Genomic DNA, 11,572 nt, shown 5'->3' on the forward strand with positions numbered 1-11,572 from the left:
AGCTCAGCTCAAGCCTGACGGCACGATCCGTCTCGACACGGGACCGCCGTCGAGAGATTTCGTGGTCGATGAACCCGGTTCGCATGGCGGCCGTACTCACTTCGCCGCGCGGCTGGACGCGTGCAGGGTGGCGGCCGCGTCTTCGTGGCCACGTGGGGCTGCACATGGCGACAGTTGGCGCCATCGTTCGGCCCGTCCGGGCTGACGGCCCACCGCCGGTTCACCGAGTGGAGCAAGGCGCGGGTGTGGGCCAAGCTCCATCGCCTGGTGCCGGACGAGCAAGGCCGACCACCTCCTCGCATTCACCAGCATCGCCTGCACCCTCATCCGGAACTCGCGTCCCAGCACGGTGTCGAACCGCCCCGGGCCGTGGTGCTGTTCGGCCCGCCCGGCACCGGAAAGAGCACCTTCGCCCGCGCGGTGGCGGGCCGTCTTGGGTGGCCCTGCGGCTGTGCCGACTTCCCGAGTTCACGTCAGAAACCGGCTGGATTCCGCACTCTCACCGCTGGCTGTGGCACCAATGACACAGCCTTCCGGAGATTTCGTATCACTCGTGTAACAGCGGGCGGCATGAGCGGTTGGAATCGGCGGTATGAACCCAACGGGCCTTATTTCCAGCGGTAGTTGAGGTATCGCGCACCCTTGCCACCGCGGTCGCTTGTTCCACATAATCGCAGGGCGCTTTGCGGACTCATCCCCCACTGGGTTCGGATGCCTTGCGGCGTGCTGCCGCTTTTTCCAACGCACATCATGCGGTGGTGACTTCCGGTTCCCGTGGTTGGCATGAGCTCGTCATCGAGGCGTACCCCCCCACGAGAGGAAGTCCGTTGAACAGCTACCTGAAGCACCTCAGGACGACCACCGCGATCGGTGCCGTCGCCCTCGCGGCCTTCAGCCTCCAGCCCGGCGCGGCCAACGCCGCCACCCCGCCGTCCTCACGCGGCGAGGTAGGCGCAACGGTTGTCGGCGGGACCAAGGCCGATCAGGGTGAATTCCCGTTCATGGTCCGGTTGTCCATGGGCTGTGGCGGCGCGCTGTACGCCAAGGACATCGTTCTGACCGCCGCCCACTGCGTCGACGGCAGCGGCCCCAACACCGGCATCACCGCGACGGCGGGCGTCGTCGACCTGGAGGACTCCAACGCGATAAGCGCGAAGTCAACCGAGGTCCTCCAGGCGCCCGGCTACAACGGCAAGGGCAAGGACTGGGCCCTGATCAAGCTCGAGAAGCCGATCGATCTGCCGACCCTGCCGATCGCCGGGGACGACAAGCTCAACACCGGCGATTTCGACATCGCCGGCTGGGGCGCGGACAAGGAAGGCGGCGACCAGCAGCGCTATCTGCTCAAGGCCAAGGTCCCGTCCATTGACGACGCCACCTGCCAGAAGGCGTACGGCGACCAGCTGACCCCCGGCGAAGAGCTCTGCGCCGGGATCCTGGACGCCGGCGGCGTCGACACCTGCCAGGGCGACTCCGGCGGCCCCATGTTCCGCAAGGACGACGCGGGTGCCTGGATCCAGGTCGGCATCGTCAGCTGGGGCGAGGGCTGCGCGCGCCCGGGCAAGCCCGGCGTCTACACCGAGGTGAGCACCTTCGCGGCGGACATCAAGAAGGCCGCCGACGGGCTGGGCGGATGATGCCGGTCGAGCTCCGCAGGAACCTGCCGGTGCTGTAAGCGGGATCAGCTGGACCCACTCAGGGCCGACGGTCGATGACCGTCGGCCCTGAGCGGTGAGATCGCTCAGCGCTGTCCCAGGACCGGCCCAGCTCGTGCTGGTAGTCGCCGCGGCAAGAACTAGGACAGATCATGTCCTCATTGGCCGAGGATGCGAACCATGCGGTGTGCGGTGACCCTGGAGAGGTGGGGGGCCATGCCGCAAGGAGGATGACTCCATGTCCATGATGGACAAGCTCAAGCACATGATGAAGGGCCACGGGTCGCAGGCCGACAAGGGCATCGACAAGTCGGGCGACTTCGTCGACGACAAGACCCAGGGCAAGTACAGCGGCCAGGTCGACACCGGCCAGGACAAGCTCAAGGACGAGTTCGGCACGGGCCGCGAAGACCGGCCGCCCCAGCCCTGACCGTGCTGCGTCTCCGGCCGCCGCTGTCTAGGGCCGCGGCGCGCCGGACCAGCGCCATGTGGTCAGGCGTGGGTGCCCGGGCAGTTCGGCGCGCCCCGTGGCCCACAGGAGCGTGGGCCAGGGAGCGGAGTCCTCCGGGGCGTCCGGGAACAGCCGGGCCAGCACCCGCGAGCACAGAGCGGCTGGCGGCTCCCAGGCGAGCCCGAGTCCCTCGGCCAGATCGTGGGTGTGCACCAGGGTCTCCACGACCCCCATCGCGGCGAAGCCTTCCGGGTCCGACACCCCGTAACTGTGGTGCGCGCGGACCGTCGCCGGTGTCGTGCGCACCATGGCGACCAGCAGCGCGCCGCTCGCCTCCAGCACCTGCAGCAGCCCGGTGGCCCCCGCCGCCCGGTCCGCGTGGATGGCGTTCGCGGGCCCGCCGGGCCGTCGCCTTTCCCAAGCGAAGGGCACTTCGCGGTCCAACGGCGGTGTCCTGGGGCCGATTTGGGCGGCGTACGCGAAAAGGTCGTCGCTGAGGTGCTCGACGGTCTCCCAGCAGTCCCACTCCAGCGAGCCGGCCTTGCCGTCCCAGGCCGCCGGGGGCGCCTCCCGGAGTGCGGCGACGGCGAGCTGGACGGCCTGGTCGACGTCGTCCGCGGTGACGGGCAGGCGTCCGGCTTCAGTTGATCGAGGCATGGCAGGGACCGTAGCGCGTGCCGCCGGAACAGGGCCTAGTCGTCGCTGGGGCGCAGCACCTCGTACAGCGGCTTCGTGGCGCGTACGCGATACTCCTGCACCGCCCAGGCGTTGCCGTCCGGGTCCTTGAAGTGCATGAAGGTCCCGCCGTCGCTCGGCGCGATCTCGACCGGGTCCGAGACTTCCACGCCGCGCTCGACGAGCTCGGCGTGGGCCGCCTTGATGTCCGCGACGACGAGCTGAAGCCCGGCATAGGAGCCCGGCTCCGGGCCGCCCTCCGGGCCTCCGATGCCCTCACCGATGACGATCGAGCACCCGGAGCCGGGAGGCGTCAGCTGGACGATGCGCATGTCGTCGGTGACCTGTCTGTCGACATCGAGCTTGAAGCCGAGCTTGTCGCGGTAGAAATCTCTGGCCCGGTCCACGTCCGAGACGGGGACCACGATCACTTCGAGCGTCCAGTCCATGCCGGTGCCTCCTGGCGGTCAGCGGTTGGCTGCGTGCGTCACGAAGTCTGCCCATGCCTGAGGGGCGAAAGCGAGCTGCGGGCCGTGCGTGTTCTTGGAGTCGCGGACGCGGATGGCTCTGGGGGTGTTCGCTACCTCGACGCAGTCGGAGCCTGGTTCGCCGCTGCTGTAGCTGCTCTTGAACCACGCCGGCTTGGGCTCGATGGTCATGTCTCTCCCAGCAGATTCTCGATGAAGGCGAGCGACTCCCGTGGCGTGAGAGCCTGCGCTCGGATGCTTCCATAATGCATCTCCAGGAACTGCACCTCCCTGGGCTCGGAGATCAGGCGCGTGATGTGCAGCACTTCCGCGTAACCCAGCGTCGCACCGCTCCGGAGCTTGAAGATCCGGAATCCGCCGGTCAGTCCGGCATGTTCCTCAAGATCCGTCGGCATTACCTGGATCTCTACGTTCCGGAACTGCCCTACCTCCAAGAGCCGTTCGAGCTGTCGCCGCTGCACCATCTTGCCGCCCGTCGGACGGCGCAGCGTCACCTCGTCCTGAACGAAGCTGAAGACGGGCAGGGTCTTCGTCTTGTCGACGATCGCTTGCCGCGCCATTCGGGCACCGACTTCGCGCTCGATGACCTCCTCGCCGAGCAGCGGTCGCCTCATGCCGAACAGCGCTCGCGCGTACTCCTCGGTTTGCAACAACCCGTGGACCATGGCGTGGTTGTACGCGCCGAGCTCAACCGCCTCTGCCTCCAGCTTCGCCAGGTCCCGTACTTTCTTCGGATACCTGGCCTCCTCCACGTCCCTCAGCATCGCGGTGATCTTGCCGCCCGCGCCCAGGACGTCGTCAGTCCTCTGCAGGTACACGTCCTTCGGGACGCGCCGTCCGCGCTCCACCGACGAGACCTGCTCCTCGCTGTACCCGATGGCCGTCCCCAGCTCCGTCTGCCGGAGCCCCGCCGCCTCCCGCCACGCCTTCAACTGACGGCCCACCGCCCTGAGCACGGCCCCGCTCTCGTCGTCCCAACTCTGCTGCTCCGTACCGTCGTCCATGCCACCCTCCTCCGCAGCCGCACTGACCGGACCGGCCCTGACCCCGCCCGGACAGTAACGCTGCGTACCGACGTCGTTACTGTTCAGAGTAGGTGCGGGTGGCCACGCTGAGTGATGTGAACCAAGAAATCACCCGAACCGCGACATCTGTACGCCACTTCACCGTGCTGCTCTCGCCCACCCGCCGGGGCGCGCGGCTCGCCCGTCGGCTGACGGTGCAGCACCTCATCGACTGGGGACAGCCGTACGAGGGCGCAGGGCAGATCGTCGCCGAGCTCGCCGCGAACGCCGCGCTCCACGGGCGTGTGGCCGGGCGGGACTTCCGCATCACCGTCCGCCTGACGGAAACGGGGACGGTGCGCATCGAAGTCACCGACACCCGCGCGGACCTGCTGCCCCAGGTGCCTGAAGGCCCACTCCCCGAGGGCGAGTCGGGCCGTGGGCTGCTGCTGGTCGAGGCGTATGCCGACAGGTGGGGGACCGTGCTCGGGCCTGCGCCCTGCAAGACCGTATGGGCGGAGATCGACCAGCCCGCGTCACTCTGAAGCGCCTGTGGTCAGGACGGTGACGTGGTCGACGAGCATGGGACTGCCGGGGCGCGTCCCCGGGGCGGGCGTGCTGTGCCCGGCGACGGCTCTCGGGAAGCCGCCGCCGATGGCCACGTTGAGGAGGATGAAGTGCCCGTGGCCCGTGGCGGCGTCCCAGGTGGCCTTGTTCATCTGTGACGAGCTGACCGAGTGGTAGCGCCTGCCGTCGACGTACCAGGTCACCCGCTCCGGCTCGGCGCCGCGGTCCCACTCGACGGCGTAGGTGTGGAAGCGGCCGGTGCAAGGGGAGTCGGGGCAGGTCGTGTTGGCACTGAGGCCCGTGCTCTCCTTGCACGGGCCGCCCGTGCTCGTCCCGCAATGCATGGCGCCCCAGACCCGGTTGACGCCGTTGGCGTTCTCCAGCACGTCGAACTCGCCCACGGTGGGTGATTTTCCCTCGCCGGTACGGAAGGGCCGGCCCAGGGTCCAGAAGGCCGACCAGTACCCCGCGGCCGCGGCGCCGGTGATGGAGGGAAGCTGGATGCGGGCCTCAATACGGAGCTTCTTGCCGTCCGCCGGCCGAAAGTCACTGCGGCGCGTCTCGATGCGGCCGGAAGTCCATCGCCCGGCGCTGTCCCGCAGCGGTGTGATGCGCAGGTTGCCTCGGCCGTCCTGGCTCAGATTGGCCGGGTCGGCGGTGTATCTCTGCACCTCACCGGTTCCCCACCGGGGCGGACCGCCGGGGTATCCGGTGCCAACGTCGATGATCCAGTTTTTGGTGGCCGGCACGGTTCCGGCTTTGCCGTCGAAGTCGTCGGTCCACTCGACGGTCCACCCGTCGGTGGACGGCCCACCGGCATGCGCAGCCGGCGAGCCACAGCCCATGCAGAGCGCGGCCAGCACGGACGCCAGTGCCAGGCACGTGCGACGGGCCCGGGGTGGCAGCTTCATCCGCTTGCACCTCCTGGCCCGGCCGTGAGCGGCCAACCGTGCGGAACAGTTCAGGGGGTTGCTTGCACGACCTCGGGCGCGGCCACCAGCGGCAGCCGTGCGGTCACCGTCGTACCCTCGCCCTCCTGGGAGTGGACTTCCGTCGTCCCTCCGTGATTCGTCACGATCGTGTTGACGATGGTCAGCCCGAGTCCCGTGCCCGGGATGGCTGCGTCCACCGCGTTCGAGGCCCGGAAGAACCGGCTGAAGAGCTGCTTGCGCTCCTCCTCGGGGATGCCGATGCCGGTGTCGCTGACGCTGAGGACCGCATGGCCGTCGTCCGCGGCAGCCTCGACGCGTACAAGCCCGCCGCTGGGAGTGAATTTCACCGCGTTGGACAGCAGGTTCATCAGGACCCGGTCCAGTTGGTCGCTGTCCGCCTCCAGCACGAGCGGCACTTCGGGGCAGTCGATCTCCAGGCGGACGGAACCCGCCTCGGCCGCGGGCTTGATGGTGTCCACCGCCGAGGTCACCAGTCGGCGCAGGTCGATCTCGCTCTTCTGCGAACTGAACGTGCCCGCCTCGATCCGGGACAGGGTCAGCAGATCCTCGATCAGCGCGCGCAGCCGGTTGGCGTTGCGGTCGACGATGTCCAGCATGCGCCGCTGCGGCTCCGCGAGCGGGCCCGTGTCGTCGTCCTTCAGCAGCTCGATATATCCCACGATGCTGGTCAGCGGAGTCCGCAACTCGTGGGAGACGGTCGACAGAAAGTCGCTCTTGGCCTGGTCCAGCGCGCGCAACTTCTCCACCAGGCGCGCTTCTTGGCCGTAGAGCATCGAGTTGTGCAGCGCCCGGCCGACACCGGCGACCATCGACTCCGCGATTTCGATCTCCACTGCCCGCCAGCGATGCCCCGGCCGGGTCCGGGCCAGGGCCACGGCGCCCATGGGTTCCTCTCCCACTCCGAGGGGGATGAGCACCACCGAGACCAGGCCCAAGGACGCGGCGGCATCCCGGTTCTCTTCCGGCATGCCGGTCTTGCCGAAGGAGCCGGGGGCGCCCGGCAGGGGCGTGGTCTCGGCCAGGTAGTCCGACAGATCGTCGATTGTCCAGGTCGTTCCCCGGCGGTAGTGATCGCGGATCACTTCGGCGGGCACGGGGGGAAGCGCCCTTTGTTCCTCCGTGGGGAGCAGACCTTGGTCTGCGGACCATGCTCGCGACACCGGCACGGTCGGCTTGTCCCCGTCGGAGAGCAGCACGAATGCGTAGTCCGCGTCCAGGCCCTCGCCCATCCCCGTGCAGGTCACGTCCAGGACCTGATCGACATCGAGGCGCTCCCGGATCCGGATGCCGACGTCTCGCGCAGTCTTCGACAGCTGGCCCCGCTCCTCCTCGATCCTGCGCAGCCGGTCGCTCTCGTCGGCGAGTGTGTTCACCGACCGGGCCACCGCGCGGATCTCGGCGGGTCCCTGCTCCTTGGCCCGTGCCGAATGCTCTCCGGCGGTGAGCCGGCCGAGTGTGCGCTCCACGCCCTTGAGCGGCCGGGCCAGGGCACGGGTGGTTCGCAGCGACGTGTACACAGCGGTGGCCAGCGCCGCGATCAGCAGGGCGCCGACCCCTGCGAAACTGACGCGGACGATCCTGTCGGAGCGGTGGTCCAACCGCCGGGCTTCCTTGGTCAACTGGACTTCCAACTCGTGGTTGGTGGCCTCGAACGCGCTGTACGGGACGTTGGCCTTCCGGGTGAGCTGGGCCGCCTGCTCGCTTCTCGGTCTGGCTTTCTCCTGTTGTTCGGTGATGCGCAGGTACGCCTGGAGCTGCCGTGCCTGAGTCCTCAGATTCTGATCGGTCTCAGGGTCGCCGTGCCTGAGGGCGGTGGCGAGTATCGCCGGGTATGCCTCGCGCGCCGATCGGTAGGCATCCAGCTGTTTCTGATCGCCGGTGATGAGATAGCCGCGCATGGAACGCTGTATGTCGGCAGCCTCGCGGTGCAGCCGCAGATTGTCGATGAGGGCCGGCTGCAGCCGGTCGACGATGACGTCACTCGTCGCGTGCCCGATGAACGCACCGGTCAGCACCCCGCCCGCCACCAGCAGAATGAGGCCGATCAGCACGCCGAACGCCGTGCCGAGCCGCCGAGTTACGGAGTAGCCGCCCCGATCCCTGCCGCTGCTCACGCTCGATCACCTTCGCTCGCTCGCGCCTGCCCGGACTCGGCGAATCCGCTGCGTGCTATCGACTCCCACACCTGCGGAGCGCCGCGCAACGCCTGCAACATGCCGCGCAGCCGCCACCACGCGGTGAGCTGGCGGTATCCGATGTTCTCGGCAATCGCCCCGACTACAGCGCCCCAGACGTCCCGCCACCGCGCGAACCGGTGGAAGGCGTACTCCTCCACCGCGAGCGACACCAGAGAGACCACCAGGGCATAGCCGTACGCGACGAGCAGGAAGCGCCACACGAAGTCCGGATCGACCGCACCGATCAGCACGCCCACGGGTACCAGGACGAGACCGGCCAGTTCGACGACGGGGGCGAGCAGCTCGAAGACCACGTAGAAGGGCAGCGACACCAGCCCGATCCGGCCGTACCGTGGATTGCCGATCATGCGGCGGTGCTTGAGCAGGATCTCTGTCAGCCCGCGATGCCACCGCCGCCGCTGTCCCGCCAGGGCCTTCGTCGTGGACGGCGCCTCGCTCCAGGAGATCGGCTCGCTGACGAACACGATGCGGTAGTCGCGGCCCTGGTCACGCAGATGCCGGTGCATGCGGACGACCAGCTCGGCATCCTCGCCGATGCAGTCCGAGTCCATGCCGCCCACCGCCACCACCACGTCCCGGCGGAACAGACCGAAGGCGCCGGCGATGACCAGCAGGCCGCCGACCTTCGACCACCCGGTACGTCCCAGCATGAACGCCCGCAGATACTCGACCACCTGGATGCGGCCCAGCAGCTCGAGGGGCACGCGCGGCTCGACGACCCGCCCCGCGACGACGGTGCAGCCGTTGGCGATGCCGACCACGCCGCCCGTGGCCACCACCCGCATCGGGTCGTCGCAGAACGGCTTGGCCACCGAGAGCAGCGCCTCGGAGTCCAGAATCGAGTCCGCGTCCACCATGCACAGCAGCGGATAGCGCGCCAGGTTGATTCCGGCGTTGAGCGCGTCGGCCTTGCCGCCGTTCTCCTTGCGGGCCACCACGAGCGGCACCGGGCCGCCCCTGGGCAGATGGACCGACACCACCGCACCGCGCACCGGTACGTCGTCGGGCACGACGCGCTCCACCTCGACGAGGTCGAATGCCTCACACAGGGCGTCCAGCGTCCCGTCGGCGGAGCCGTCGTCGACGACGACGACCTCGAAGACCGGATAGCGCAGCAGGAGCATGGCCCGGACCGCCTCCGCGATGCCTACCTCTTCGTTGTAGGCGGGCATGATCAGCGACACCGGAGGGGTGAAGGGGCTCGAGGAGGCGTCGTCGTAGCCTGCGAAGGACGCCCGGCGCAGCCTTTTGACGAGCTCTGCGACGGCCAGGGCGATCAAGAACAGATAGCTGGTGTTGATGACGGCGAAGTACGTGAGGATCACGCCGTCGCTCACCGCGATCAGAGTGTGAGCCGCGTCCCGCAGCCATCCGACCGGCCCGTCGCTCGCCACGCTGGTGGCGCCGGCGACGTTCACCGGGCTCAGCGTGCCGGCAGCGCTCACCGCATTCACGGGTTCACCCCGACGACGTGACTGAAGGGCGTGCCCACGACGGAAGACTCCGCGAGCGCCGCCCTGGCCTGCGCCTCCGCCCGCCGACCGGAACGGCCGTCGGCGGCCGCCCGCAATTCGGCGCCGCCCACCTCGCCGAGCCGCAGCAGGGACCGGGCCGCGGTGGCGGCCACATGATCATCCGGGTCGCCGAGCAGGTCCCGCAGCCGGGATGTGGCGGCGACCGCACCCAGGTTGCCCAGGGCCCCGGCTGCCACCCTGCGCAGGGCGACCGGCTGATCGGGGTCCACCGCGGTCAGCAGCGGCTGAAGGCCGTCGGGCATGCCGAGCCTGCCCAGCGCGCGGGCGGCCCTGATACGCACTTCCGCATGGGGATCCTCGCGCAGAGCGCGCGCGATCTCAGCGGTCCTGGAGACCCCGCCGAGCGCGCCCAGCGTCTCGATCGACACGGCCCGGACGAGCGGCTCCGGGTGCTCCAGGCCCGCCGCGATGCCCCTCAGGGCCTCCGGCCCGAAGGACGTCAGAGCCCGGGTGACCACAGCGGGCGGTACGGTCCGCGGTCCGTAGAGGCAGTCCAGCAGCTGCGGGACGACCGAGGGTTCTCCGATCCGGCCCAGCGCCCGTGCGGCGACCAACCGCACTTCCGGGTCGCGGTCGTCCAGCAGCCGGCAGAGCGGTGGGGCCGCGGGCCGGTGACCGAGCTGGCCGAGCACTTCCGCGGCGCGGCCCCGTCGGACCTGGCCCCGGCGGCCCAGATCCGCCACGGCATGCGCGGTGGCCCCGCGGCGCTCGAACAACTCGATGAGCGCGGTCCTGGCCTGTCCGGTGACCTTGCCGAACATCACCGCCACCGTGGGCTCCAGAGCCCCCCAGGTGCGGTCGTCGAGCTCCGAGAGCCGCTTCAGCGCCTCGCGCTGCTCGTCCTCCTCCGCGCACACGAGCTCGAGCAGCACCCCTCGCACCGGGGCCACGATCCTGTCTCTTCGGCGCTGCCGGTACCGACGGACGACGCGCATGCCGACGATCAGTACCCCCAGCAGCACCACGACGGTCACCAGGCACACCAGCGCGCCGGTGACGAGACTGGTGGCGATCACCGCGCGGCCCGGGTGAGCACGGCCTGGACCCGGCTGCTCAGCTCGCGCGGGCTGAACGGCTTGATGATGTAGTCGTCGGCCCCCGCGGCGAATCCCGTCTCGACGTCTCCCTCCTGGGAGCGGGCCGTGATCAGGATGACGGGGAGTGACTCGGTCTCGGGCGCCGCGCGTAGTTCGCGGCACACATCGAGGCCGGACATTCCGGGCATACGTATGTCGAGCAGGGCGACATCCACCGGCTCGCTGCGCGCTGCCTTGAGCGCGGCCATGCCGTCCTCCACGGCGATGACCTCATGGCCGCTCTGGGTCAGCTTGAACGCGACAAGGTCCCGTATGTCGACGTCGTCATCGGCTATGAGGACACGAGCCATTACGTCTCCTGGGATGAGGAATTCCGGAAGGAGTCGAGGAGGCGCATCACGCTCGAGCGCCGGAACGGTTTGGCCAGCATCTCGTCCACCGCCAACTCGGCCAGGTCCTGCGGGTCGAGCACGGAGGAGACGACGAGGTGGCACTCGCTGGTACGGCCGTCCGCGCGCAGTCTGCGGATGACTTCCCGGCCGTCGATACCAGGGAGCAGGATGTCGATGACCACCATGTCAGGAGGGTTCGCGAAGGCGAGTTCCAGACCCTCTTCGCCCGTGTCCGCGAGGACCACCTGGCACCCCAGCCCGCTGAGATGACGCTTCAGCAGGGCGCTGACGTCCAGATTGTCTTCGATAACGAGTACGCGTGGAGAGCCCATTACTGTCCTTGTCACGGAAGTATCGCGTCACTGCCCTCAAGATAGGTGCGTTTCGTCTCCCCTGCCACATTTATGATCACTGTCGGTGACTGAAGAAGGAGCCGGGGCGGGAGACTCGGCCAAGTGGGCCAGGGGATACACGGGTTGGACAACGGGCCTGTCAGGACCGCGAGTTGTGTGTCGCCCCGCGGCGGCACACAACACCCGCCCCCGCCGCGCGGAGCCACCGGCGCCGGCGCCGCCAGGACGCACCCGCCCGGGCCGGCCCGGGGCGTGAAGAACATG

Annotated in this window: 13 protein-coding genes and 2 pseudogenes; 5 read left to right on the top strand and 10 right to left on the bottom strand. The window is 69.1% G+C overall.

The window, feature by feature from the left end:
* Window positions 1-138 precede the first annotated feature (138 nt).
* The 4 genes and pseudogenes from ACI2LP_RS29865 to ACI2LP_RS29880 form a co-directional block, all read left to right on the top strand.
* Window positions 139-285 (top strand): annotated as a pseudogene (locus ACI2LP_RS29865) (transposase); the annotation flags it as partial.
* A gap of 42 nt (window positions 286-327) precedes the next feature.
* Window positions 328-444 (top strand): annotated as a pseudogene (locus tag ACI2LP_RS29870) (AAA family ATPase); the annotation flags it as partial.
* 383 nt (window positions 445-827) lie between these two features.
* The gene (locus ACI2LP_RS29875) at window positions 828-1,637 is read left to right on the top strand and encodes a S1 family peptidase (protein WP_404727642.1); all 810 of its coding nucleotides are present in this window, start codon (window positions 828-830) and stop codon (window positions 1,635-1,637) included.
* A gap of 256 nt (window positions 1,638-1,893) precedes the next feature.
* On the top strand, window positions 1,894-2,085 hold the full coding sequence (locus ACI2LP_RS29880; protein WP_404727643.1) for an antitoxin: 192 nt from the start codon (window positions 1,894-1,896) through the stop codon (window positions 2,083-2,085).
* A gap of 27 nt (window positions 2,086-2,112) precedes the next feature.
* Here the strand turns inward: ACI2LP_RS29880 and ACI2LP_RS29885 are convergent, their stop codons facing one another.
* From ACI2LP_RS29885 to ACI2LP_RS29900, 4 genes are read right to left on the bottom strand one after another with little or no spacing between them, the layout of a single operon-like run.
* Window positions 2,113-2,763 (bottom strand): hypothetical protein, encoded by a 651-nt coding sequence (locus ACI2LP_RS29885; protein WP_404727644.1) that lies wholly within the window; start codon window positions 2,761-2,763, stop codon window positions 2,113-2,115.
* Window positions 2,764-2,798: 35 nt separating this feature from the next.
* Window positions 2,799-3,230, bottom strand: a complete 432-nt coding sequence (locus tag ACI2LP_RS29890) for a VOC family protein (protein ID WP_404727645.1) — start codon at window positions 3,228-3,230, stop codon at window positions 2,799-2,801.
* Between the two features lie 18 nt (window positions 3,231-3,248).
* Entirely contained in the window at window positions 3,249-3,440 is a 192-nt protein-coding gene (locus ACI2LP_RS29895; protein ID WP_404727646.1) for a DUF397 domain-containing protein, read from the bottom strand.
* Complete coding sequence (locus tag ACI2LP_RS29900) at window positions 3,437-4,273, bottom strand: helix-turn-helix domain-containing protein (protein WP_404727647.1); 837 nt, start codon at window positions 4,271-4,273, stop codon at window positions 3,437-3,439. The genes ACI2LP_RS29895 and ACI2LP_RS29900 overlap by 4 nt, the downstream gene beginning before the upstream one ends.
* 116 nt (window positions 4,274-4,389) lie before the next feature.
* Here ACI2LP_RS29900 and ACI2LP_RS29905 point away from each other — a divergent pair, with 116 nt between their 5' ends.
* Window positions 4,390-4,818 (top strand): ATP-binding protein, encoded by a 429-nt coding sequence (locus ACI2LP_RS29905; RefSeq protein ID WP_404727648.1) that lies wholly within the window; start codon window positions 4,390-4,392, stop codon window positions 4,816-4,818.
* On the opposite strand, the gene ACI2LP_RS29910 is transcribed toward ACI2LP_RS29905, so the two are convergent.
* From ACI2LP_RS29910 to ACI2LP_RS29935, 6 genes are read right to left on the bottom strand one after another with little or no spacing between them, the layout of a single operon-like run.
* Complete coding sequence (locus ACI2LP_RS29910; RefSeq protein WP_404727649.1) at window positions 4,810-5,751, bottom strand: glycoside hydrolase family 16 protein; 942 nt, start codon at window positions 5,749-5,751, stop codon at window positions 4,810-4,812. The two genes, ACI2LP_RS29905 and ACI2LP_RS29910, sit on opposite strands and share 9 nt — an antisense overlap.
* 50 nt (window positions 5,752-5,801) lie before the next feature.
* Window positions 5,802-7,907, bottom strand: coding sequence for an ATP-binding protein (locus tag ACI2LP_RS29915; protein WP_404727650.1), 2,106 nt, complete (start codon window positions 7,905-7,907; stop codon window positions 5,802-5,804).
* A complete protein-coding gene (locus tag ACI2LP_RS29920; protein WP_404727651.1) occupies window positions 7,904-9,445 on the bottom strand; it encodes a glycosyltransferase in 1,542 nt (513 codons plus the stop codon). The genes ACI2LP_RS29915 and ACI2LP_RS29920 overlap by 4 nt, the downstream gene beginning before the upstream one ends.
* Window positions 9,442-10,542, bottom strand: coding sequence for a HEAT repeat domain-containing protein (locus ACI2LP_RS29925; RefSeq protein WP_404727652.1), 1,101 nt, complete (start codon window positions 10,540-10,542; stop codon window positions 9,442-9,444). The genes ACI2LP_RS29920 and ACI2LP_RS29925 overlap by 4 nt, the downstream gene beginning before the upstream one ends.
* Window positions 10,539-10,913 carry a response regulator transcription factor gene (locus ACI2LP_RS29930; RefSeq protein WP_404727653.1) on the bottom strand — a complete coding sequence of 125 codons (375 nt, stop codon included), beginning with the start codon at window positions 10,911-10,913 and terminating at the stop codon, window positions 10,539-10,541. Before ACI2LP_RS29930 ends, ACI2LP_RS29925 begins: the two co-directional genes overlap by 4 nt.
* Window positions 10,913-11,287, bottom strand: a complete 375-nt coding sequence (locus ACI2LP_RS29935; RefSeq protein WP_404727654.1) for a response regulator — start codon at window positions 11,285-11,287, stop codon at window positions 10,913-10,915. Before ACI2LP_RS29935 ends, ACI2LP_RS29930 begins: the two co-directional genes overlap by 1 nt.
* Between the last annotated feature and the right edge of the window lie 285 nt (window positions 11,288-11,572).

Source organism: Streptomyces sp. NPDC019890 (genome assembly GCF_044903445.1).
Taxonomy (GTDB): Bacteria; Actinomycetota; Actinomycetes; order Streptomycetales; family Streptomycetaceae; genus Streptomyces.